The organism is Paraburkholderia antibiotica (assembly GCF_012927125.1).
Lineage (GTDB): Bacteria > Pseudomonadota > Gammaproteobacteria > Burkholderiales > Burkholderiaceae > Paraburkholderia > Paraburkholderia antibiotica.
Genome location: NZ_JABBFZ010000004.1, coordinates 308709 through 330909 on the forward strand (window position 1 = coordinate 308709; position 22201 = coordinate 330909).

General features: G+C 65.0%; 21 protein-coding genes. 6 read left to right on the plus strand and 15 right to left on the minus strand.

Features of this window, described 5'->3' with window-relative positions; all coding sequences use genetic code 11:
* Positions 1–303: 303 nt before the first annotated feature.
* On the plus strand, positions 304–1896 hold the full coding sequence (locus HHL14_RS10435; RefSeq protein ID WP_169497519.1) for a mannose-1-phosphate guanylyltransferase/mannose-6-phosphate isomerase: 1593 nt from the start codon (positions 304–306) through the stop codon (positions 1894–1896).
* 62 nt (positions 1897–1958) lie between these two features.
* Here the strand turns inward: HHL14_RS10435 and HHL14_RS10440 are convergent, their stop codons facing one another.
* Positions 1959–3284, minus strand: a complete 1326-nt coding sequence (locus HHL14_RS10440; RefSeq protein ID WP_169497520.1) for a transposase — start codon at positions 3282–3284, stop codon at positions 1959–1961.
* Between the two features lie 577 nt (positions 3285–3861).
* A complete protein-coding gene (locus HHL14_RS10445) occupies positions 3862–4161 on the minus strand; it encodes a YciI-like protein (RefSeq protein WP_169497521.1) in 300 nt (99 codons plus the stop codon).
* Between the two features lie 449 nt (positions 4162–4610).
* On the opposite strand from HHL14_RS10445, the gene HHL14_RS10450 reads away from it, so the two are divergent.
* The 3 genes from HHL14_RS10450 (at position 4611) to HHL14_RS10460 (ending at position 6743) form a co-directional block, all read left to right on the plus strand.
* The gene (locus tag HHL14_RS10450; protein WP_169497522.1) at positions 4611–4910 is read left to right on the plus strand and encodes a PsiF family protein; all 300 of its coding nucleotides are present in this window, start codon (positions 4611–4613) and stop codon (positions 4908–4910) included.
* Between the two features lie 316 nt (positions 4911–5226).
* Positions 5227–5676, plus strand: coding sequence for a hypothetical protein (locus tag HHL14_RS10455; RefSeq protein ID WP_169497523.1), 450 nt, complete (start codon positions 5227–5229; stop codon positions 5674–5676).
* A gap of 476 nt (positions 5677–6152) precedes the next feature.
* Positions 6153–6743 (plus strand): BPSL1445 family SYLF domain-containing lipoprotein, encoded by a 591-nt coding sequence (locus HHL14_RS10460; protein WP_169497524.1) that lies wholly within the window; start codon positions 6153–6155, stop codon positions 6741–6743.
* A 349-nt stretch (positions 6744–7092) separates the two neighbouring features.
* On the opposite strand, the gene HHL14_RS10465 is transcribed toward HHL14_RS10460, so the two are convergent.
* The 10 genes from HHL14_RS10465 to mltG all read right to left on the minus strand — a co-directional run bounded on the left by HHL14_RS10465 (position 7093) and on the right by mltG (position 17484).
* Positions 7093–8163 (minus strand): glycosyltransferase family 4 protein, encoded by a 1071-nt coding sequence (locus HHL14_RS10465; protein ID WP_169497525.1) that lies wholly within the window; start codon positions 8161–8163, stop codon positions 7093–7095.
* A gap of 341 nt (positions 8164–8504) precedes the next feature.
* Positions 8505–9917: an alpha,alpha-trehalose-phosphate synthase (UDP-forming) gene (gene otsA / locus HHL14_RS10470; RefSeq protein ID WP_169497526.1), complete on the minus strand. Its 1413-nt coding sequence runs from the start codon at positions 9915–9917 to the stop codon at positions 8505–8507.
* A 504-nt stretch (positions 9918–10421) separates the two neighbouring features.
* Positions 10422–11645 (minus strand): mechanosensitive ion channel family protein, encoded by a 1224-nt coding sequence (locus HHL14_RS10475; RefSeq protein ID WP_169497527.1) that lies wholly within the window; start codon positions 11643–11645, stop codon positions 10422–10424.
* Positions 11646–11834: 189 nt separating this feature from the next.
* Positions 11835–12191 carry a Rap1a/Tai family immunity protein gene (locus HHL14_RS10480; protein WP_169497528.1) on the minus strand — a complete coding sequence of 119 codons (357 nt, stop codon included), beginning with the start codon at positions 12189–12191 and terminating at the stop codon, positions 11835–11837.
* Positions 12192–12463: 272 nt separating this feature from the next.
* The gene (locus HHL14_RS10485; RefSeq protein ID WP_169497529.1) at positions 12464–13174 is read right to left on the minus strand and encodes an ankyrin repeat domain-containing protein; all 711 of its coding nucleotides are present in this window, start codon (positions 13172–13174) and stop codon (positions 12464–12466) included.
* Between the two features lie 74 nt (positions 13175–13248).
* Positions 13249–14040 carry a TatD family hydrolase gene (locus tag HHL14_RS10490; protein WP_169497530.1) on the minus strand — a complete coding sequence of 264 codons (792 nt, stop codon included), beginning with the start codon at positions 14038–14040 and terminating at the stop codon, positions 13249–13251.
* A gap of 118 nt (positions 14041–14158) precedes the next feature.
* Entirely contained in the window at positions 14159–14674 is a 516-nt protein-coding gene (locus HHL14_RS10495; protein ID WP_169497531.1) for a GNAT family N-acetyltransferase, read from the minus strand.
* A gap of 37 nt (positions 14675–14711) precedes the next feature.
* Positions 14712–15755, minus strand: a complete 1044-nt coding sequence (locus HHL14_RS10500; protein ID WP_169497532.1) for a DNA polymerase III subunit delta' — start codon at positions 15753–15755, stop codon at positions 14712–14714.
* 95 nt (positions 15756–15850) lie between these two features.
* Entirely contained in the window at positions 15851–16474 is a 624-nt protein-coding gene (gene tmk, locus HHL14_RS10505) for a dTMP kinase (protein ID WP_169497618.1), read from the minus strand.
* Positions 16474–17484, minus strand: coding sequence for an endolytic transglycosylase MltG (gene mltG / locus HHL14_RS10510; protein WP_169497533.1), 1011 nt, complete (start codon positions 17482–17484; stop codon positions 16474–16476). The genes tmk and mltG overlap by 1 nt, the downstream gene beginning before the upstream one ends.
* A 77-nt stretch (positions 17485–17561) precedes the next feature.
* Between mltG and ygfZ the strand changes: the two genes are divergently transcribed.
* Both ygfZ and HHL14_RS10520 read left to right on the plus strand, forming a co-directional pair.
* Positions 17562–18626: a CAF17-like 4Fe-4S cluster assembly/insertion protein YgfZ gene (ygfZ, locus tag HHL14_RS10515; RefSeq protein ID WP_169497534.1), complete on the plus strand. Its 1065-nt coding sequence runs from the start codon at positions 17562–17564 to the stop codon at positions 18624–18626.
* 240 nt (positions 18627–18866) lie between these two features.
* Positions 18867–19739: an NRDE family protein gene (locus HHL14_RS10520; protein WP_169497535.1), complete on the plus strand. Its 873-nt coding sequence runs from the start codon at positions 18867–18869 to the stop codon at positions 19737–19739.
* 74 nt (positions 19740–19813) lie between these two features.
* Here HHL14_RS10520 and HHL14_RS33130 read toward each other — a convergent pair whose 3' ends face one another.
* The 3 genes from HHL14_RS33130 to HHL14_RS10530 form a co-directional block, all read right to left on the minus strand.
* Entirely contained in the window at positions 19814–19903 is a 90-nt protein-coding gene (locus HHL14_RS33130; RefSeq protein WP_230412982.1) for an NRDE family protein, read from the minus strand.
* A 57-nt stretch (positions 19904–19960) separates the two neighbouring features.
* The gene (locus HHL14_RS10525) at positions 19961–20920 is read right to left on the minus strand and encodes an alpha/beta hydrolase (RefSeq protein ID WP_169497536.1); all 960 of its coding nucleotides are present in this window, start codon (positions 20918–20920) and stop codon (positions 19961–19963) included.
* A 384-nt stretch (positions 20921–21304) separates the two neighbouring features.
* The gene (locus HHL14_RS10530) at positions 21305–22195 is read right to left on the minus strand and encodes an SDR family oxidoreductase (protein ID WP_169497537.1); all 891 of its coding nucleotides are present in this window, start codon (positions 22193–22195) and stop codon (positions 21305–21307) included.
* Positions 22196–22201 lie beyond the last annotated feature (6 nt).

Genomic DNA, 22201 nt, shown 5'->3' on the forward strand with positions numbered 1-22201 from the left:
CCCAGCCGTCAACCGGGCCGCGCTTTCCAGCCCTATTTGCAGGGCCTTTCATCCCCGCCACACGGCCTTCTGCCGGGTTGCCCCGCGCGCTGCATCGTCATTCTTGCGCAGAATTAAGCGTAAAAAAATCACCGCCAATTTTTTCAGGTAATTTTTATTTTTGATTAAACCGGTCGGGCATTTTTTCCATTTTTTGATAAAAATTTTTATGCACAATTAATCGGAATCGTATTTAACACGCTTTTATTGATTTGTCGGTTCGTGTCACACTCTTCGCACTCATTCAGTCTCGAGGAGTTCATCATGACAGCTCCGGCCCCGGTCACGCCTGCCGGCACCCGGCCTACCCCCAATCAGTCTTCCCGGCCCTCCACCTCCATCGGCGTCAAGCTCAAGGTCCACCCCGTGATTCTCGCGGGCGGCTCGGGCACGCGGCTGTGGCCGATGTCGCGCGAGCAGCATCCCAAGCAGTTGATCGGCCTGCTCGGCGAAGAGACGCTGCTGCAATCGACGACCCGTCGTCTCGACGGACTCGAAGCCGGCTATCCGCTCGCCGGCCAGTTGGTGGTCGTCTCCAACGAAGAGCAGCGCTTCACGACCGCCGAGCAGTTGCGCATTTGCGGCAAGCGGGCGCGGCTGATTCTCGAACCCGTGGCTCGCGACACCGCACCGGCATTGACGGCCGCCGCGCTGTCGATCGCCGCGCAGGAAGAAGACGGCATCATGGTCGTGATGCCCGCCGATCACGCGGTCAGCGACAACGCGAGCTTTCACGCGGCGGTCGTCGCCGCCGTACAGCATGCGGTGGCGGGTCATATCGTCACGATGGGCATCGTGCCGACGCGTGCCGAAACCGGCTACGGCTATATCCGCGTCGGCGCGGCGCTCGGGTCCGCTTCGGCCGCGCACGATCATGCTGACGCGCTCAATACTACGGATAACGAATCATCTGCGGAGATCGTTGCGCGTCGGCTCGACCGTTTCGTCGAGAAGCCGCATCTGGAACTCGCGCAGCGCTACGTCGAATCGCGCGAATACTGGTGGAACAGCGGCATTTTCATCATGCGCGCGTCGACGTGGCTGAAGGCGATCCACCATTTCCAGCCAGCGATTTACGAAGCGTGCGCGATCGCCTTCACCACCGCCACCGAAGACGGCGACTTCCTGCGTCTGCAACGCGATGCGTTCGGCGGGTCGCCGTCGAACTCGATCGACTACGCGGTGATGGAACAACTCGGCAACGACCACAGTGTCGCGACCGGTGTCGTGGTGCCGCTGGAGGCCGGCTGGTCCGATGTCGGCTCGTGGGACGCGATCTGGGACATCTCCGAGAAAGACGCCGATCAGAACGTGAGCCGCGGCCGCGTGATGTTCGAAGGGGCGAGCACGACCTTCGCACATTCCGAAGGACGCCTGATTGCCTGTGTCGGCACGCAGGATCTGGTCGTCGTCGAAACCGCGGATGCGATTCTGGTCGCCGACAAGTCGCACGTGCAGGACGTCAAGAAGATCGTCGCGCGGATTCGCAAGGATGGCGGCGCCGAAGCGGCCAGCCATCGCAAGGTGCATCGGCCGTGGGGCAACTACGACTCGGTCGACAGCGGTGAGCGTTTCCAGGTCAAGCGTATCGTCGTGAAACCGGGCGGGAGGTTGTCGCTACAGATGCACCACCATCGCGCCGAGCACTGGATCGTCGTGCGCGGCACCGCGCTCGTCACGCGCGGCGAAGAGCGCTTTATCGTGTCCGAAAACGAGTCGGCCTATATTCCGCTCGGCGTCACGCATCGCCTCGAAAATCCGGGCAAGATGCCGCTCGAAATGATCGAGGTGCAGTCGGGTTCGTACCTGAGCGAAGACGATATCGTGCGCTTCGACGATACCTACGGGCGACAGTGACGCGAGGCGGGAACCTGCGGCGGCAATCGAGCGGCCGCAGGGGACGGCCGGGCTCTTCCCACTTATCCCACGTGCGAGATGAGCTCGGCGTATGCCGATGAAAAACGCTCGGTAGTGGCGCTCTCGGCAGTCGTGTTCGTGGCGCCTGCACCGTTTGCAACACTTCCCGCGGCAGCGGGATCGGCCGGATAGCGGCGCAGCGGGCCGCGAAATGCGGTCAGCGGCGTGTGAAGCGGGCCGTGACCAGCCGCGCCATTTGCCGGGGTTGTGGTCGTCGGCATCGGCTCCGGCACTTGACGCAAGCCGGGACGCGCACGGGTAACCGGCGACGGCATATGACCTGACGATGCATCCGGCCACGCTGCCGACTCCCCCGCTACCTCGCCGGTCGTCGTCACGGCCTGGGCTGCGGCTTGAACTGCAAGCGCCGCGGCGGCCGCGTCGGTCGCACAATCGCGATCGATCCATTGACGGGCCCAGTCGAACGCGAACTGCTGCGCGTCCTGCGCCACCGCGAAACGTGGACCGACAAGACCCGAACGCTCGACGCGCCGGCCGTCCCGCGTAATTTCCGCCCATGCACGATACATCGCATTGGGCACCTGCTCGACCACCACATAGATCAGATAGCCGCGCGGATCGGCGAGCTGCGCACCGCGCAGCGCGAGCGACATCGAGAGCGATGCGCGTCGATCGTCCGGCAGCGGCGCGGCGTGCGAGGAAAGAGCGGCCGAGGCTGAGGTCGAAGCCGCACCCTCCACCACCGACGTTCCCCTGGGTTTCGCGGTATCGGCCGTGGCCAGCACCGCATCCATTGCGCCGATCACGTCCGCCGTTTCTGTTCGCTCGACAGCCGGCTCGACCGGCATTGCCGCGTACGTTTGCCCGGCCGTCGCTTCATCGGCGAGACCGGACAATTGCCGCGTGATATCGGCGATCGGATCGGCCGAGCGCCACTGGCTCAGCACGCTCGACACGCTCGGCGCCTGCCACGACTCGGGACTCTTCCACGACACGCCCCGCGGACCGTCGTCGCGCGGGCTCGGCGTTTGCGCAACCGGAGCCGCGGGCCTGGCCGTAACGGGCGGCGCCGGTTGAGGAATGTACGCGAAGGTACGCCCGCTTTGCGACAGCAGATGGACCATCTCCAGAAGCGTGCCGTTCAGTTGCCACTCTTCGAAGCGGCGACGGCACGTGGGACCGGACGGATAACGGCCCGGCAGTTTCGACCAGGGCTCGCCCGTGGTCAGAATCCACAGCACGGCATTCGTGACGATACGCGGTTCGGCGCGCGGCCGGCCGCGCCGGTTCAGACGGATGGCCGGCTCGTCGGAGACGAGCGGCGCGAGCAGCGCCCATTCGTCGTTGTTCAGTTCATCGAAAAACATTGGGTGTTCTCCACGCGGCCTGGCCTGGCCGCGGCGTTGGGCCTGCCACGGATTTCTGCGTTCGCGATCCGTGTGCGGCCCCAGTTGCACAAAATGTGTTTTGTACGTTCGGCTGGATGGGTGATACCGCCCGGAGTTGGTGCGGTTCGTCCCTATTGCGAAGCACAAAACGCGGTCTCACTCGTGCATGGGAGAATTTGTGCACGAAGCATACCATCCCATCCTGTGCATGAATATAGTTGAGACAAGTGTTACGGATAGAAACAAACTTGTCCTTTTCGCTGCGTCGCTTCACGCATTGCGGTAACAGAAGTGCCATCTTATGCGGCATCAAATCGGTCTATTGCAGAGCACAATTCGACACGATCGAAGCGAATGGAATTTGGAAAGCGGAGTGTCGAAGCATTCCGCATTTCCGGACGTTCGGGGAGTTCGTAAATCGAGCGAGATGCTGAAGACGGGTGCGCTGCGGCGTCCTGGCGACGCGAGCTTGTCACCGCGAAAAACGCGCGTGCGCGTGCGATGCATGCGCGAATTTCGAAGCACTATAGAACGGGGCGAACCCTGTTGTTGGCGATTACAGGCGCACCGGTTTCGACGCCTGTTCGCCGACCACGGTGGTCCATTCACGCACCCGCCAACGCGTGACGAGTCCGGACAGAACATACGGATCGGCCTTGGCAAAGGCCTCCGCGACCGCCGGCGACGTGCCGTTAAAGAGCAGCATCGCACCGTCGGTGGGCTCGGCCAGCGCGCCGGCGAGCAGCAACTCGCCGCGCCCGGCGGCGGCCCACGCGAGCTTCAGATGCGCGTCGCGGTACTCGCCACGGCGCTCCAGATAGTCGGGTACCAGCTCGTACATCAACAGGTAATGCATGGTAAGGCTCCTCGCAAGGATGAAGAAATGACCGGCGTCCGGAACGCGTCGGGTCGATATTTCCTATAGTTCCTGCTACCGAATTTCATGCCAATTTCTATTCAGTTGCATTCGCAGCAATGAAAAAGATATTCAGGATTTTTCACACATTGATCCAGATATCGGACAATTCAAATTCATTGCAGTTTTTTGAATTGACTGGGGTAATTAATCTGCATTGCATAACATCATTTCCTGGCATTTCCCATTCAGCTGTTTCAAACGTGACATCCGCGTATCGCCTGCCACGTAGGGGAAAACGAGCGCGGCCCGCTGTCAACCGGAACGCATTTCCATCCGTTCTCGCAGACGGCATTTGCCATAATGGATGCGCCGGGGGACCACACGATGCCGTCGACGCCCGCGCGCATGAACGACCAAAAACGTTTTCACCACCGATGGAGTGTCCCATGAAAATTCAATCCGCTATCGCTGCGCTGGTGCTGGGCGCGGTACTCGTCGCGCCGGCGTTCGCCGAGAACAGCCAGCAGAGCAAGATGGCCGACTGCAACAAGCAGGCCGGCGACAAGAAAGGCGACGACCGCAAGGCGTTCATGAAGACCTGCCTGTCCGCAAAGCCGGCTGCTGCCGCCGCGCCGATGACGCAGCAGGAAAAGATGAAGGCCTGCAACACCCAAGCCACCGGTAAGAAAGGCGACGACCGCAAGGCGTTCATGAAGACCTGTCTGTCGTCGGCGCCGGCCAACTAGGCGCGGACTGACGCACCAACCTGCGGGCGCGGACATCGTCCGCCTCGGCCGGCGCCACGCCACGAACGCGGCGCCGGCGCATCGACTCTCCATCGATGCGTAATCGATCATCTCAATTCCATCTGCCTCGCCACCATCGCGCCGTGTAGCACGGCACACGCTGCTATCGCGCGCCCTGCTTCGCAGTCCGCCCGCCCGAACGCGCCGTTTTCTTCTATGATGGCTGCGGAGACGGCCCACCCCCTACATACAGAATCAAGATCAGACGGGCCGCCATCTTGTCGTTCGTGCTGCTGAGCATCGATCGGAGGCAAGGATGGTATCGAAGCACAAAAACCGCTGGTTAAGGCGGTGGCTGCTGGTCATCGTATTCTGGGCCGTGCCCGTGGCGATCGTCGCGGTCAACGAGATCCGCGAAGAGATGTCTTATAACGCGGTCGATCTCGATCGCGCGCTGACCAGCTGGAATTTCACCGACGCACAACGCGCCGCCGGCGCGCCCGCGCACTGCCACGGCAAGCCCGACGAAGCCCGAGCTGCCGGCTGCCCGGCCGACGTGCTGGCTGCCAATGGACCGCGTCAGCAGGACGCGATCAACGAATACAACGTGCGGCGCTCGACGCTGATGGGTTATCTCTGGCACGCGTTCGTCGGTTACTGGATCGTGCCGGCGGCGATTCTGTTCCTGATCGGCGTGATCATCGGCATGGTGCGGCGCGCGTTGCGGCGCCCTCCCGCGGTCAAGAGTCCGGTGAACCATAGCTGAGCGACGTCGCGCATGACGCCGCATTCCATGCACGAGAACGACAGGCATCACGCACCACGGGTGGCACGACACGGTTCGCCACGATTTGCGCAACGGGCTGTGCCTGAACGGGCGACAGGCGCTCATCGCTGCGCCGAAACAACACTTTCATTTCTGTTTCAAAATCGCGACGGCTTCCCGATGATCGGTAAAAACGGGCGCGTTGCGTGCCCACATTGAAGCGTCCCCAAAATCGCCACAGCGGGGCGCGCCGCGTTCGGGAGGGGTCTCGGATTCGCGCACGCCGCACGAAGACGCACCGTTTGCGCCCGGTCAAAGTTACTTACCCGATCTTTACAATTTGCCTCAAAGCCCCGCCCCGTAAGGCTTGTGGCGCAGTCAAGCAACACGCCATTTGTGCGGGCGTGTGTTATAACTCAATGGCAACCAGGCGGAACCACCCACGGTTGCGCCTCGGATCCATGTGGAGAAAAACGATGCAAAGACGACACTTCATGTTGAAGACGACCGCTGCGCTTGCTTTCGGAAGCCTTGCACTCGCCGGCTGCACGACAACCGGGCCCGACAGTCATGACACGCCCAGCACCAACGCGTCCAAACGCCAATCGATCGACGCCAGCGTCGACGGCACGCTGTCGAAACTCTTTACGACCGTGCCCGGCTCGCGCGAACTGGTATCGAAGGCGCGTGGCGTGCTCGTATTCCCGTCGGTGCTGCAGGCAGGCTTCATCGTCGGCGGTCAGTACGGCGAAGGCGCATTGCGCGTAGGCGGCTCGACGGTCGGCTACTACAGCACCATTTCGGGCTCGTTCGGCCTGCAGGCCGGTGCGCAGTCGAAGGCGATCATCTTCCTGTTCATGACGCAGGATTCGCTCGACAAATTCCGCAACACGGACGGCTGGTCCGCTGGCGCCGATGCATCGGTCGCGCTCGTGAAGGTCGGCGCGAACGGCGCGATCGACACGAATACGGCCACCGCTCCGGTGCAGGTGTTCGTGATGACCAACGCCGGCCTGATGGGCGACGTGTCGCTGCAAGGCACGAAGGTCTCGCGGCTGAAGATTTAAGCCCGCTGCCGGGCGCATTCCGGTGCGCCTGGCGCGGTGGCAGATCTCGCGACGCCGTATGCCGGTATGTGGCCGTATGTGCCGGTACGTGTCGCGAGGCCGCTTGCATCGGCCGCTCATCTGAGCGGCGCTGGCCGAGACTCACGCCAACCCGCGCCAACTTTGTGTTGGCGGAGTCGTATTGCGGCCCAGGCCGCGCGAAGGGCTACATAGGCTCCTCCGCGCGGCTTTTTTATTTGAGGCCTTTTATTGATTGCGCCACGCGTCACGATACGCGTGCGGACATAAAAAACGGCGACGCGCACATCGCGCACCGCCGCTCTTTCCCGCCGATCGACTATCGCCAGCTTCAGCTACCCGACGACGTATCGATTACCTTGAAACGCGACCGCTTCTGCGCTCGAATCACCGACTGATACGCCTCCACGTACTGCCGCGCCATCCGGTGCGACGTGAAGCGTTCCTCGAAGCGGCGCCGCACGCCCGCGCGCGACACCTTGTGCAGCCGGTTCACCGCCGCCACCGCGCCGATTTCGTCCTCGACGATAAAACCCGTCACGCCGTCTTCGAGCACTTCGGGCACCGAGCCGCGATTGAACGCGATCACCGGCGTGCCGCACGCCATCGCCTCGATCATCACCAGACCGAACGGCTCCGGCCAGTCGATCGGAAACAGCAGCGCATGCGCGCCGGACAAAAATTCGGCCTTCTGATGATCGGCGATCTCGCCGATGTACTCGACGTACGGCAGATCGAGCAACGGCCGGATATCGCGTTCGAAGTATTCGCGGTCGGCCGAGTCGACCTTCGCGGCGATACGGATCGGGATGCCACAGCGTCCGGCGATGCGAATCGCGGTATCGACGCGTTTTTCCGGCGAAATCCGGCCGAGAAACGCGAGGTACTTCTGTTCGACCGGCTGCGGCGTATAGAGCTGCTCCGGCAGGCCGTGATAGACGGTGGTCAACCAGCGCGCCTGCGGCAATGGATGGCGCTGCGCGTTCGAAATCGAGATCACCGGCGCGGTATTGAACGTGTCGAACACCGGCTGCTGCTCCGGCAGGTCGAGACGGCCGTGCATCGTCGTGACGAACGGCGTGTCCTGGCGCTTGAACACCGAGAACGAGTAGTAGTCGAGGTGAAAATGCAGCACGTCGAACTCTTCGGCCTGACGGCGTACCAGTTCCATCAGCAGCATATGTGGCGCGATGCGGTCGCGAATGCCGGGGTCCAGACGCAGCGCGCGCGGCCATACGGCTTCGAGCTTCGCGCTCGTGACGGAGTCGCCGCTCGCGAACAGCGTCACGTCGTGGCCCTGCTCGACCAGCGCTTCGGTGATGTACGACACGACGCGTTCGGTGCCGCCATACAATTGCGGCGGCACGGATTCGGTCAGCGGGGCGATCTGCGCAATCTTCATAGTTGTGTCTCCATGAGCTGACGGCTTGCGCGCGACACGCGGTGCCCGTCAGCGACGCCGAGTATGACAGCGCCATTACATCCGATCAATGCACGCCGCGCATAAGCGTCGCGTGCATTGTCGCTACGGTGCATTATTCCCTGGCTCCCGGCGAAAAACCGCAGGACTTGCATTTACTCGGCGCTGTTACATGCGGCTTACATCCGTCGCCCTGGTACGCCTGCCTCCGCGCCGGCCCGTTGCATACGTCCTTCCTTGTCGAGCACCCTCGCCGCGTACGCCGCCGGCATACCGCGTGGCTTGCGCCGCGCAGTCGCCGCAGTCCGCTCACCGCAGTCACATCACTTATGCCCGCCGCCCTCGCCCGGCTTGCGCACCGGCATGCTGCGCAAATCGCTCAGGAAAGTGTCGCGCCACACGCCGAGATCGTTCTCGCGCAACGCCGTCATATTGATCTCGTGACGCCGCTGGCGCGCCTCGAGCGGCATCTGCAACGCGCGCTGCAGCGCTTCGCACATGCCGATCGCGTCGTGTGGATTGACGAGCAGCGCGCCGCTCAATTCCGCGGCCGCGCCCGCGAAAATCGACAGCACCAGCACGCCGGGATCGTCGGGATTCTGCGCGGCGACATATTCCTTCGCGACCAGATTCATGCCGTCGTGCAGCGGCGTGACGAAGCCGATCTGCGATTCGCGAAACAGCGACATCAGTTTCCAGCGGTCGTACTGCTGGTTCAGATAGCGGATCGGCGTGTAGTCGAGCCCCGAGTAGCGGCCATTGATTCGGCCTGCTTCGTATTCGAGGTCCTGACGGATCTTCTGATACGTCGCGACGTCCGAGCGCGTCGGCGGCGCGATCTGCACGAGCGTGACGTTGCCGCGCCATTCGGGCGAGCGCTCCAGCAGCAGTTCGAACGAACGGAACCGCTCGACCAGCCCCTTCGAATAGTCGAGCCGGTCGACGCTCATGATCAGCTTGCGTCCTTCGAGACTCTGCTTCAGGTCGAGCACGTGCTGACGGCTTTCGTAGCGCTTCGCCTGCTCGGCGATTTCGTCGGGGAATACGCCGATCCGGTAGACGCCGGTGCGCAGCTTGCGGCCAAACGCTTCGACGCTATTGCCGCCGCTCACACTGCCGCGCGCGTGGCGCGTCACGTAGTCGTGGAATGCCTGCTGGTCGGTGGCGGTCTGGAAACCGAGCAGGTCGTAGCACGACAGCGACTTCACGAGTTCTTCGTGCGGTGGAATGTTGAGCAGAATCTGCGGCGCGGGAAACGGAATGTGCAGGAAGAAACCGATGCGGTTCGTCACGCCCTCGTTGCGCAGCGCCTCGGCGAACGGAATCAGGTGGTAATCGTGAATCCATATGACGTCGTCGGGTTCGAGCAGCTTGATCAGCTTGTGCGCGAGCCACGCGTTGACGCGGCGATAGCCCGCGTATTCGTCGCGCTCGTAGCGGGCGAGATCGTTGCGGTAGTGGAACACCGGCCACAACGTCGCGTTCGAGAAACCGCGGTAATACTGGTCGTAATCCTTGCGGGTCAGTCCGACGGTCGCGAACGTCACCGCGCCGTCCTGTTCGAGCGCTGGTCCCGCGTTGGCGACGGTCTCGCTGACCACGTCGCCGCTCCAGCCGAACCAGACGCCGCCCGCGTCCTTCAGCGCGCCGAATACGCCGACGGCGAGGCCGCCCGCCGAGCCCTTCGTCTCCGTTGGCGTCGCGACGCGATTCGACACGACGATCAGTCGGCCCATGTTGGATGTCCTCCGTAGTTCGTGCGGCGCGTGGGCGGTGGGGATCGAGGGCGTCGGGTGTTGCGCGCAGCTCGCGAGCGGTACGACGTTGCGTGCCGCTCGACACCGCGTGACGCACTGCAACGCCCCGCCCCGCAATCACGATCCCGCCTGCCGATACCGCGCCAGTTTCATGAGCGATCGGGCGTGCGTCAAACCATGGACGGTTCGCTTCCGCAGTTCGCTTCGGTGGATCACTTCAACGGTTCGTGCCTTCGATTCACGTTGGGTGTTTACGCCTGGAAGCGCCCGCTGGGTCGTCGGCTGGGTCATCGAAAGGCGCCGGCCGGCGCGATGCATCGCCCGATCGGGTGCGATTGCGCACGCGGCGCAGCAAGCGGCGCGCCTGGACCACGCGGCACGTGCTACGTCATCGCGGATGCCCTGCTTGTCGCCGGTTTATAGCCCGGCATGCACCCCATCATGCACACGCTCCCGCCACCGCCAAAAGCGCGGGCCACGCGCCTAAGCCCGCTCCTTCGCCTTCTGCGCGGCCTCAGCCGTACCCGGCCGGCCGATGCGCGTCGCGACCGGGTCGGCCTCGGTATGCGCGGCGGTGCTGCCGGCCGGCGCCTGCATGCTGCGCGGCAACCAGTCGATCGGTCCCGTGCCGGGCGTTTCGAGCTCCGCCGACACTTCAGCGCGGGCACGCGGCAGGTATTCCGGATAGTGTCGTTGAATAAAATCGAGCAGCCCTTCGCGCACGCGGCAACGCAGGTCCCACGCGAGACCGGAATCGGGCGCGCTGACGAGCGCGCGCAACTGCATCGCGCGCTCGGTGCAGTCGACCACCTGCAATACCTGCACGCGTCGATCCCACTCCGGCGCGTTTTCGACGAGTCGCGCGAGCTCTTCCCGCAACGGCGCGAGCGGCATCCGGTAATCGACGAACAGGAACACCGTGCCGATGATCTGCGAGCTGCTGCGGGTCCAGTTCAGGAACGGATTTTCGATAAACCATTGCAGCGGCACGATCAGCCGGCGCTGGTCCCACAGACGCACGGACACGTAGGTGCCGGTGATTTCCTCGATGCGCCCCCACTCGTTCTGGATCACGACGACGTCGTCGAGGCGAATCGGCTGCGACAGCGCGATCTGCAAGCCCGCGATCAGATTGCCGAGCACCGGCCGCGCGGCGATACCGGCGATGAGACCGGCGACACCAGCCGACGCCAGCAGGCTCGCGCCGATCTGGCGGACGTTCGGCAAGGTCATCAGCGCGCCGCCCACGCCGATGATCACGATCACGGTCATCACCGAACGCGCGAGCACCCGCGCCTGCGTATGGATGCGGCGCGCCTGCAGGTTATCGGCGGTATCGAGCGGATGGGCGCGAATGATCGCCTCGCCGATCGCCGCGGCCGAGCGCACCGACAGCCACGTGAGCGCGGCGATCAGCGCGATGCCCGTGACGTCGCGGACCGGTTCGATGAGATTGAGGGTGTCGGGCGCCTCGGACCAGATCCACGCGAGCACGAGGATCACGAGCGCAAACAGCGACGGTTTGTCGATGTAGCGCAGCACCACGCTGGCGAGCGCATGAGGCTCGGCGATGCGCTTGACCACGCGCGCGCCGAAGCGATGCACGCCGATTGCCGCGACCGTCATGATCGCGGTCACGATCAGCGTGCCAAACCAGCTGTGCAGCGGCGCGGCGGCCACCTGGCTGAAGTCGTCGAAAGTCGGCATAACGGGCATCTTCCTCCAGGCTCGAAGAGCGGCGGCACGCCTGCGGGACTACTGACATCTGCGGGGGCCGCGACCGGCATCAAACCGGCATGGCACGGGCATCGCAACGGCCCCCTCGACACCCGGCGCCCACCACGGACGCTCAGGCGTTACGCCGGGCGGCTCACCCGGCGCGTCCGGCAGCCTGGGTCAGCTGCCGCTCCTGCACGGAAACGCCTTGCCGAGTCCCAGCGAAATCGCCGTGCTGGCGTTATAACCCGCGGCGTTCGGGTTCTCGGCGATGTACTTGCGCACCGCGTCGGTCAACTGCGCGGAGCGCGCATCCGGCGGCAGGCAGAAGTACTGGCCGACGCGCGGACCGGTGGTGCCGCCGATCGCGTCGATCGTGTTGAAAATGCCGTCGGCGGCGCCTTCGATATAGGCCGCGCAGGCACTACGCGAAGCCACGTCGGTCTTGGTGCACAGCTTGTTGAGGTCGCCCCCCGTAAAGGCGGCTGCCGAAAGTGGCAAGGCAAGCGCCCCGGCGAAAATCAAAGCCCGCAGCATGGTGTTCCTTTTCAGGTTTGTTTATCACGCGGTCTTTTCGCCGCATCCGGATGACACGCCGCACGGCGCGCCAAAGTCGTCATTCTGCACTGTTTTACACGGCGGCAGCAGGCCGGGCGGCGCCGATGTCAGACAAATATGGGCCAATCCGTCATCAAACGGGCGTCACCCAACGAGCATCGCGAAACGCGCATCGTCGAACGAGCAGCCAGCCACACGCGAGCTTTATGCGGACTGCGCGCGGCCGGCTTGCCGCCCCGTCGGTCGTCCCGTTACTTCTGCGGCATCTGCTGCATGCGCGCGGTGAGTCCTTCGACGACGTCCGGCTCCTTGTAGGTCTTCGCGAAATCGAGCGCGGTCATGCCGATCTGGTTCTTCACGCTGAGGTCCGCGCCGTTGTCGAGCAGCAGCTTGACGGTCGACACGTGGCCGCCACGCGCGGCCATCATCAGCGGCGTGGTGCCGTTCGGCGAGCCCGCGTCGACATAGGCCGAGTGGTCGAGCAGCACCTTGACGATGTCGTCGTGGCCGTTCGCGGCCGCGTAGTGCAGCGGCGCCCAGCCCTTCTTGTTGACCTCCGCGTCCTTCGCGATCAGCAGATTCACGATGTTCAGGTCGCCGGCCAGCGACGCCATCATCAGCGCGTTTTCGCCGGCCTTGTCCTGGATTTCGATGTCGGTCTTCGGATTCGCGAGCAGCGCGGCCGTGACCTTGTCCGACTTCTCGCGCGCGGCGATCACCAGCAGCGGGATGCCCTGACTGTCGACGCTGTTCGGGTCCATGCCCTTGCCGAGCAGCTTGTTGACGCCGTCGACGTCGTCGAACTTGACCGACTTGATCAGCGAGTCGATCGGCGCCGCGTGCGCGGGCACCGCGACCAGCGCGGCGCAGGCGAGCGCGGCGGCACAGGCGAAGCGGCGCGCGGGTACGAGCGCGCGGGAAGTCTGTTGGAAAGCAGCGGACGACGTCGAAATATTTTTCATATAGTACTTTAGGAAACTTCCCTATCCCTTTGATGTTGCTGGATTTTCAGTTGGCGATTTCGCGCAGGCTGCCTTCAGGCGACAGCCGGCGCGGGAATCTTGAACAGCCTGAAAAAGTTCTGCGTGGTCGCGGCCGCGAGGGCCTCGTCCGGCATCTCGCGTTGCTGCGCGATGAAGCGTCCGACATAACTGACGTACGCAGGTTCATTCGGCTTGCCGCGATACGGCACCGGCGCCAGATACGGCGAGTCGGTTTCGATCAGCAGACGCTCGAGCGGCACGCGGCGCGCGACATCCTGCACGTCGGTCGCGCTCTTGAACGTGACGATGCCCGACAGCGAGATGTAGAAGTTCTGCGCGAGCGCCTGCTCGGCGATCGCCCACGGCTCGGTGAAGCAGTGCATCACCCCGCCCGGCTCGCCCGCGCGCTCCTCGGCCATGATGCGCAGCGTATCTTCCGATGCCGCGCGCGTGTGGACGATCAGCGGTTTGCCGGTCGCGTGCGCGGCGCGGATGTGGGTGCGAAAACGCTCGCGCTGCCACTCCATGTCGGCGATCGAACGGCCTTCCAGGCGGTAGTAATCGAGCCCGGTCTCGCCGATCGCGACAACCTTCGGGTGTTCGGCCAGCTCGACCAGTTCGGCGACGCTCGGCTCGCGCATGTGCTCGTGGTCCGGATGCACGCCGACCGACGCGTAGACGTTGTCGCAACGGCTGGCGATATCCAGCACGGACGGCAGCGTTTCGAGATCCACCGACACGCACAGCGCGTGCGTGACCGAAAGGCTGCGCATGTTTTCGAGCACTTGCGGCAGACGATCCGCGAGTCCTTCGAAATTGATATGGCAGTGCGAGTCGACAAACATAAGCAGGTCCTGCGGAAAGTTAGCTGACGGCCGGGCAATCGATTCGAGGTTAGAGGTTCCTGGCTGGAACCCCGGCGGTTCGATGCCGGCCGCCCGGAACGGCTTGGGGGCGCGTGCCTTAGCCCGCGTGGGCGAGGCGCTTGCCGAGAATCACCAGATCGCGCTCGACGCCATCCAGCACCGCGACGCGCGGCAGCGAGCCCCACGTGTCGAAGCCGAAGCCGCGGAACAGCCGCACGCTGGCTTCATTGTGACCGAAGACGAAGCCGAGCACCGTATCGATGCCGAGGCCCGGCGCCGCTTCCAGCGAGGCCGCGAGCAACTGCTTGCCGAGCCCCTGGCCGCGCGCGCTTTCGTCGAGATAGATGCTGACTTCGGCGGTGCGCTGATAGGCCGGACGGCCGTAGAAATCCGAAAAGCTCAGCCACGCGATCACGCGACCCGCCTGCCGCGGATCCTCGACGACCCACAGCGGACGCTTCTGCGGCCCGTGCGCGTGAAACCACGCATGCCGGCTTTCGACGCTGACCGGCTCGAGATCGGCGGTGACCTGCCGCGACGGAATGGTCGAATTGTAGATGGCGACGATCGCGGGCAGATCGTCGAGCGTGGCATCGCGGTAGGAAAGGCTCATGGTGATTGATTTGAATGGAGACGGACCAGATGAAGGCTCACGCGAACAGCGCGCGATAGCCGATAAACAGTTCCTCGAACACGAGGCGCGCATTCAGCGGGTGATTTTCGACCGCGCGTTGCCGCGTCACGACGCGCAGAAACCGCGCGAACGCGTTGGCGTCGGCCTGCGACGCGCAGCGCGCGAGGGCCGTGCTCGCCTGCGGGAAATAGCGCGGCGCGCCGGCGGTATGCTGCGCGAGCAGATCGTACATCCAGCGCTGCAGCCAGCCGAGCACGAGCGGCACCGGCAGCTTCTGCAACGCCTCGCCGCATGCGAACGCATCGCAGCCGGCGCCGGCCGCGAGCTGCTTCAGGGTCCAGTCGCGCAGCGTGCGGTTTTCGTCGCTGGCGAGGGCGAGCGCCGCGAGCGGCGCGCCGCCCGCTTCGGCGAGCAGCGCCGGGGCTTCGTCGATGCCTTGCGCGGCAAGCCATTGCGTGGCCGCCTGCGGCGCGGGCACGCTCATCGGCCACTGCCGGCAGCGGCTGATGATGGTCGGCAGCAGCCGGTCGATACGTGCCGACACCATCAGGAACACCACGCCGGCGGGCGGTTCCTCGAGCGTCTTGAGCAGCGCGTTGGCGGCCGCGACGTTAAGCGCCTCGGCCGGATACAGCACGACCACGCGCGCGCCGCCACGGTGCGAACCGACGCCGACGAAGTCGAGCAAACCGCGGATCTGCTCGATCTTGATTTCCTTGCTGGGCGTGCGGGTCTTCTTGCCTTCGTCGCCATCGGCTTTGTCGGCCTTCTCGTCGGCGCCGCTCGAGGCATTCACCGGGCCAGCTTCGGCGGCGAGCGCCTCCGGCACGACGATCCGGTAATCGGGATGATTGCCCTGCGCAAACCAGTTGCAGGCCACGCACGTGCCGCACGGCTCGCCGTTGGCTTGCTGCGCCTCGCACAGCAGACCCTGCGCGAGATGCTGCGCGAAGCGCAGCTTGCCGATGCCCGCCTGGCCGTGCAACAGCAAAGCGTGCGGCCAGTGAGCGCGCAGCTGCTGAAGGCGGTTCCAATCATCGGCCTGCCACGGATAAATCATCGTTTGTCTTTTGCAATCAATGGGTTGAATACACTATCTGAGATATCGTGCGAGCTTTTGAGGCTCTTATGAATTTTGATTATATTGATTTAAAATCAAAGCGTTGCAATCAATTCTTCAAGTTGTTTCTGAATTCGCGCGATGCTCTGTGAAGAGTCGATGATAGCGAATCGATAAGGCGCCTCTTCCGCGCGGCGCATGTATTCGGCGCGCGTGCGCTCGAAAAACGCCGCCGATTCGCTCTCGAAACGGTCCGGATTGCGCGCCGCGCTCCGGCGCTCGTTGGCGATCGCGGGCGGCAGGTCGAACAGCACGGTCAGATCCGGCTGGAAACCGCCCTGCACCCAACGCTCGAGCGCCTCCAGCTTGTCGCGCGGCAGGCCGCGGCCGCCGCCCTGATAGGCGAAGGTCGCGTCGGTGAAACGGTCCGACAGCACCCAGTCGCCGCGCGCGAGCGCCGGCTCGATCACCTCGGCCAGATGCTGACGGCGCAGCGCGAACATCAGCAGCGCTTCGGTTTCGAGGTCCATCTTCTGATGCAGCACGATCTCGCGGATCTGCTCGCCGAGCGGCGTGCCGCCCGGCTCGCGCGTCATCACGACCGAACGGCCGCCCGCCGCCGCGAGCTTCGCTTCGAGCCGTTCGCGGAACCAGCCCAGATGGGTGGTTTTGCCCGCACCGTCGATGCCTTCAAACGTAATGAATTTGCCGCGCGCCATCATTGCCCTCGAATGTATTTGTCCACGGCCTTGTTGTGTTCGCCGAGGGTGTCAGAAAAGATGCTGCTGCCGTCGCCGCGCGACACGAAGTAAAGCGCACTGCTTGGCGCCGGATTCATCGCCGCCTGTAGCGACGCGACGCCGGGCAGCGAAATCGGCGTGGGCGGCAAGCCCATGCGGGTGTAGGTATTGTAGGGAGTGTCGGTCTGCAGGTCTTTCTTTCTGATGTGACCGGCATAGCTGTCGCCCATCCCGTAGATCACCGTGGGGTCGGTCTGCAGCGGCATGCCCGCGCGCAGACGGTTCGCGAACACGGCCGCCACCAGCGTGCGGTCGGACGGCTTGCCGGTTTCCTTCTCGATGATCGAGGCCATCGTCAGCGCGTCGTACGGCGTCTTGTACGGCAGGTTCGGCGCGCGCGCGAGCCACGCTTCGTCGAGCCGCACGCGCATCAGCCGGTACGCGCGCCGATAGATGTCGAGGTCGCTCGTGCCCTTGTCGAACAGATAGGTATCCGGGAAGAACAGCCCCTCGCCGTTGCCGATCGACGCCTCCGGCGCGCCGATCGCGGTCATCAGATCGGCGTCGCTGAGACCCGCCGAATCGTGCTTCAGCGCGGGATTCGCGTCGAGCTCGGCGCGCATGCGCTTGAAGGTCCAGCCTTCGATAATCGTCGCCACGTACTCGTTGACGTCGCCGCGCGCGATCTTCTGCAGCACGTCGTACGGTGTGATGCCGGTCTTGAACTCGTAGTTGCCGGACTTCAGCTCACTTTGCAGGCCGAGCAGCCGCGTCATCGCGATAAACAGCTCGGGCTCGACCGGCACGCCGCCGCGATTGAGCTGCAGCGCGACGCTGCGCAGGCTGCTGTGCGGTTTGACGGTGACGTCGAGTTGCGCCGGGGTCAGTTCGAGCGGGCTCGTGGCCCAGTGATATCCGGCGGCCATAGCCGCCGCGGCCAGCACAACGACGACTGCGCCGGCGGCGAAGCATTTCTTCAGGAGGGACATGGAAACGTGACGGGGTTGGACTGAATATAATAACTGTTTGCCTTAGCCAAAGTCAGAATTGACTGTTCCCGGAATCCATGAACACACCACTCGCTAGTGCCTCGGGTAACGCTTCGATCAACGCTTCCCCCCCTGCGCCCGCCGCGCTGCCGGTGCTGCCGCGTCCGTCGGCCGACGAATTCGCCGCCGTCGTCGAACACGGCGCCTACATGCCGCTCTCGCAGTTCGGCGTGATCGACGTCACCGGCGACGACGCGGCGAGCTTCCTGCACGGCCAGCTGACCAACGACGTCCAGCATCTCGACGCCGCCCACGCGCGGCTCGCCGGCTACTGCTCGGCGAAGGGACGCCTGCTCGCGTCGTTCCTGAGCTGGCGCAGCGGCGACACGATCCGCCTGCTGGTGTCGAAGGACGTGCAGGCGGCGGTGCAGAAGCGTCTGTCGATGTTCGTGCTGCGCGCGAAGGCGAAGCTCGCGGACACGAGCGGCGAACTCGCGGTGATCGGCTTCGCGGGCGACGTGCGCGGCGCGCTGTCCGGCGTGTTCGACGCGCTGCCCGACGGCGTCCACGTACAGGTCGATGGCGCGGCCGGCTCGTTGATCCGCGTGCCCGATGCGCTGGAGCGTTTGCGCTATCTGTGGATCGGCCCGAAGGCGCAGGTCGACGCGCTGCTGCCGTCGCTCGACGGCAAGCTCAAGCGCGTGTCGCCGGCCGTGTGGGACTGGCTCGACATCCGCGCGGGCGAGCCGCGCATCACGCAGCCGGTGGTCGAGCAATTTGTGCCACAAATGGTCAACTACGACGTGCTCGGCGCGGTCAATTTCCGCAAGGGGTGCTATCCGGGCCAGGAAGTGGTCGCGCGCAGCCAGTATCGCGGCACGATCAAACGGCGTACGTCGCTTGCCAACGTCGCCGGCGAAACCGACACGGTGCGGCCCGGCGCGGAGCTGTTCCATTCGGACGATCCGGGCCAGCCGTGCGGGATGATCGTCAATGCGGCCGCGGCGCAACACGGCGGCGTCGATCTGCTGGTCGAGATCAAGCTCGCGGCGCTCGACGCCGGCAGCGTGCATGTCGGCGCGGCCGACGGCCCGGCGCTGCGGTTCCTGCCGCTGCCCTACGGACTGCCGGCTGAAGTCTGACCGACGGGCGGGAGATATCGGGCGGCGCGAATGGGCGCCGCTTTTTATTGGCTGTTGCCTGGCGGGGCGGGCTGCTTGTTGGTTGTGCTTAGGTCGTTCGTCGGCCGCTCATTGAGCGTTCATTGGCTGCTTATTGACCGCTCACCGACCATTTAGCGACAGCCGCCTGACTCTGCTATTTTTCGCTGGATTGCCGGCTGCTTTGCCGCCGCCCACACGTTCACCGGGAGACGCGCCCCGATGTGCCTGATCGTTTTCGACTGGCGACCCGATGCGGTCGACGGCCCGCTCTTCACGCTCGCCGCGAATCGCGACGAATTCTTCCGCCGCACCGCCGACCCGCTTGGCTGGTGGCACGATGCGCCGGCCGTGCTGGCGGGCCGCGACCTGGTCGGCGGCGGCACGTGGCTCGGATTGTCACGCGATGGCCGCTTCGCCGCGCTGACCAACTATCGCGCGCCGAGCGAAATGCGCGCGGACGCGCCGACTCGCGGCACGCTGGTCAGCGACTGGCTGAACGGCAACGCACGCGATGCCGACGGCCAGCCGCTCGCAACGCCACTCGCGTATCTGCGGCAGGTCGCGCAAACCGGCGAAATCTACAACGGCTTCAACCTGCTGGTCGGCGACTGGACCCGTCGCGAGCTCGCGTGGTACTGCAACCGCGGCGGCGCTCAAGGCAGTAATCCGGGAGGCCCCGCGCTGCTGGCACCGGGCACGCACGGCATCTCGAACGCGGTGCTCGATACCGCGTGGCCGAAGCTGGTCAGAAAGCGCGCGGAGCTTGGCGCGCTGCTCGAGCGCGCGCCCATGCCACCGCTCGAACGCCTGATCGATCTGATGCGCGATCCGCGTCTCGCGCGCGACGACGAATTGCCGGCGACCGGGATTCCGCTCGAACGCGAGCGGGTGCTGTCGGCGGCCTTTATCGAATCGCCGGAGTACGGCACGCGCAGCACCACCGCGCTGCGTGTCGCCGCGCATGGCGACGTGCTCGGCGTCGCGATCGCCGAGCGCAGCGACGACAACGGCTCGCACCGCGTGGTGCGGCCGGGGGACTTCGAGCGCAGCTTTGCGTTCAATGTCGAGCGGGACCGGCTGAGCGTTGCCTGAACGCTGCCTGAGCGTTGCCGGGCGTGCCTGGGTGATCTGGGCATTGCCCGATGCCTGGGGGGTGCCAGCTTCGGTCACGCGGTATCGAACACCGCGTTCGAGATGCCGTGCGTGCCCGGCGCCAGCTTGCGCATCTGTCGTCTGAGCGGCGGATAGGCGCTCATGCCGACGCCGTCGCCGGCCCATTCTTCACCGGCTACTACCGCTTTTTACAACCGCCCTCACCCGATCCCGAACGCCGCGCGCAATGCCGCGGCGGCATCCGCATGCGCGTGCGCGACCTCGGGCACGAAGCCGCCCATCTTGAAGAACTCGTGGATCATGCCCGCATAGCGCTTGAGCGTGACCGCGTTGCCGAGCGCACGCAGCTTGTCCGCGTACGCGTCGCCTTCGTCGCTGAGCGGATCGTATTCGGCGGTCGCGATCCACGCGGGCGCGACACCGCGAAAATCCGGCGCACCGTTCGCGCCATCGAGCGGCGCGAAACGCCAGTCTTCGCGATCGCCACGGTCGCGCAGATACTGTTCGAAGAACCACTGGATCGTGTCGCCCGACAGCAGGAAGCCGTCGGCGAGACGCGAATGCGAGTCGGTCTGCTGATGGCCGGTCGTGCCCGGATAGATCAGCAGTTGCAGCGCGAGCGCGATGCCGGCGTCGCGCGCGAGCACCGCGCAGACCGCCGCGAGCGTGCCGCCCGCGCTATCGCCGCCGACCGCGAGACGGGTGCCGTCGATGCCGAATTCTGCCGCGTGCGCGTGCAGCCAGCTGAGCGCGTCGAATGCGTCGTCGACCGCGGTTGGGAACTTGTGTTCGGGCGCGAGCCGGTAGTCGACCGACAGCACCGCGCACTGGCCGTCGCGCGCGAACATCCGGCACAGCGCGTCGTGCGTATCGACGCTGCCGACCGTGAAGCCGCCGCCGTGGTAGTAGACGAACGCCGGCAGCGGCTCGGCCCAGTTCGGCTCGACCGGGCAATAGAGGCGCGCGCGGATCGTCGCGCCGTCGCGGGTCGGCACGCGCAGATCTTCGACGGAGAACATCGGCGCGCTCGCGATCTCGAGGATCGGCGCACTCTTCTCGTACGACGCGCGCGCCGCTTGCGGGCTCATTTCGTGATATTGCGGGCGCTTGGCCCGCGCGATCATGTCGAGCACCTGCTCGATCTTCGGATTCAACGGCATGGTTTTGAGGCGATGTGAATGTGTGGCGCGGTGGCGCGCGCCGGTGGGTCGAGGTTAACGGAATTAACGGGGAGCCGGGAATCGGCCGACGCAGTGACAGTGCGGCAAGCAGCGAACGCGAGCGGACAGGACGGTCGGCACGGCGGCGGCAACGTGGAGGCGGCAGACCCGCACGCGCGACAGACCGCGTCGTCGCAATCGCAGGCCGGCATACGGCGGACATACGGCCAGTCCAAGCGTCACGCGCGAACAGCCGCGTTCGCCCGCCATTTAACCGTTGTGCCTGATTTGGCCGCTTTGCCTGTCGCGTCAGGCCGCCGCGCCCACCGCTCGTCGGCCGATGGCCCGCCGTTCACCTGCTTCCAATCCGCTGCTAAACCACCACTATTCCGCGCCCTTCACCTCCGGCTTCAGCGACATCGGATCGGACGGCTCGCGCAACTGCTCGATGTCCTCGTGCCGCAGCTTCACGGTCGTCATGATGCCCGGATGCGTGATGATATAGAAACGCCGCGCGGCGATCGCTTCGAACGCGATGTCGGCGACGTCGTCGGCAGTGAGGCGCCCCGACTGCACCGCACGCTGCAACTGCTTGCCCGCGGCGATCTGCGAGCGCGTCGGCCGGCTCGCGTTGCGCAGGTCGTCGGGACGCGCGCGCTCGGCATCGGCGATACCGGTCGGCACGAAGGCCGGACACAGCAGCGAACAGCCGACCCGGCTCTCCTCCGCCGTCGCCGTCTGCGCAAGCTTCAGATCGTGATAAAGCGTTTCCGTCAGCGACACCACCGCGTGTTTCGACGCGTTGTAGATACCCATCGCGGGCGGCGACAACAAGCCCGCGACCGATGCCGTGTTGACGATATGCGCGGGTTCGTTCTGCGCGAGCATGATCGGCGTGAACGCGCGCACGCCGTGCGCGACGCCCATCACGTTGACGCCGAACACCCACGACCAGTCGTTCGCCGAGCTTTCCCACAGAAAGCCGCCGGTGCCTACGCCCGCGTTGTTGAACAGCAGATGCACCTTGCCGAACGCGTCGAGCGCCGCCTGCGCGAGCGCGTCGACCTGCGCGGCGTTCGCGACGTCGGTCGGCACGCCGATCGTTTCGGCGCCGCCCGCGCGCAGTGCGTCGACGCTGCGCGCGAGCTCGTCGGCGTCGATGTCGGCGAGCACGAGCTTCATGCCGAGCGCCGCGCCCTTCCGCGCGAACGCGCGGCCAAAGCCGCTGCCCGCGCCGGTGATCACCGCCACCTTGCCTGCGAATTCGAATGTCATGGGAGG

Excerpts from the sequence above, each read along its gene's own strand:
- HHL14_RS10495 (WP_169497531.1), bottom strand. The coding sequence starts at position 14,674 with ATGAGCCTTTCCTACCGCGATGCCACGCTCGACGATCTGCCCGCGATC.
- ygfZ (WP_169497534.1), top strand. The coding sequence starts at position 17,562 with ATGAACACACCACTCGCTAGTGCCTCGGGTAACGCTTCGATCAACGCT.
- HHL14_RS10450 (WP_169497522.1), top strand. The coding sequence starts at position 4,611 with ATGAAAATTCAATCCGCTATCGCTGCGCTGGTGCTGGGCGCGGTACTC.
- HHL14_RS10460 (WP_169497524.1), top strand. The coding sequence starts at position 6,153 with ATGCAAAGACGACACTTCATGTTGAAGACGACCGCTGCGCTTGCTTTC.
- mltG (WP_169497533.1), bottom strand. The coding sequence starts at position 17,484 with ATGTCCCTCCTGAAGAAATGCTTCGCCGCCGGCGCAGTCGTCGTTGTG.
- HHL14_RS10525 (WP_169497536.1), bottom strand. The coding sequence starts at position 20,920 with ATGCCGTTGAATCCGAAGATCGAGCAGGTGCTCGACATGATCGCGCGG.
- HHL14_RS10435 (WP_169497519.1), top strand. The coding sequence starts at position 304 with ATGACAGCTCCGGCCCCGGTCACGCCTGCCGGCACCCGGCCTACCCCC.
- HHL14_RS10480 (WP_169497528.1), bottom strand. The coding sequence starts at position 12,191 with ATGCTGCGGGCTTTGATTTTCGCCGGGGCGCTTGCCTTGCCACTTTCG.
- tmk (WP_169497618.1), bottom strand. The coding sequence starts at position 16,474 with ATGGCGCGCGGCAAATTCATTACGTTTGAAGGCATCGACGGTGCGGGC.
- HHL14_RS10490 (WP_169497530.1), bottom strand. The coding sequence starts at position 14,040 with ATGTTTGTCGACTCGCACTGCCATATCAATTTCGAAGGACTCGCGGAT.
- HHL14_RS10530 (WP_169497537.1), bottom strand. The coding sequence starts at position 22,195 with ATGACATTCGAATTCGCAGGCAAGGTGGCGGTGATCACCGGCGCGGGC.
- HHL14_RS10520 (WP_169497535.1), top strand. The coding sequence starts at position 18,867 with ATGTGCCTGATCGTTTTCGACTGGCGACCCGATGCGGTCGACGGCCCG.
- HHL14_RS10445 (WP_169497521.1), bottom strand. The coding sequence starts at position 4,161 with ATGCATTACCTGTTGATGTACGAGCTGGTACCCGACTATCTGGAGCGC.
- HHL14_RS33130 (WP_230412982.1), bottom strand. The coding sequence starts at position 19,903 with ATGAGCGCCTATCCGCCGCTCAGACGACAGATGCGCAAGCTGGCGCCG.
- HHL14_RS10475 (WP_169497527.1), bottom strand. The coding sequence starts at position 11,645 with ATGCCGACTTTCGACGACTTCAGCCAGGTGGCCGCCGCGCCGCTGCAC.
- HHL14_RS10440 (WP_169497520.1), bottom strand. The coding sequence starts at position 3,284 with ATGTTTTTCGATGAACTGAACAACGACGAATGGGCGCTGCTCGCGCCG.
- HHL14_RS10500 (WP_169497532.1), bottom strand. The coding sequence starts at position 15,755 with ATGATTTATCCGTGGCAGGCCGATGATTGGAACCGCCTTCAGCAGCTG.
- HHL14_RS10465 (WP_169497525.1), bottom strand. The coding sequence starts at position 8,163 with ATGAAGATTGCGCAGATCGCCCCGCTGACCGAATCCGTGCCGCCGCAA.
- HHL14_RS10485 (WP_169497529.1), bottom strand. The coding sequence starts at position 13,174 with ATGAAAAATATTTCGACGTCGTCCGCTGCTTTCCAACAGACTTCCCGC.
- otsA (WP_169497526.1), bottom strand. The coding sequence starts at position 9,917 with ATGGGCCGACTGATCGTCGTGTCGAATCGCGTCGCGACGCCAACGGAG.
- HHL14_RS10455 (WP_169497523.1), top strand. The coding sequence starts at position 5,227 with ATGGTATCGAAGCACAAAAACCGCTGGTTAAGGCGGTGGCTGCTGGTC.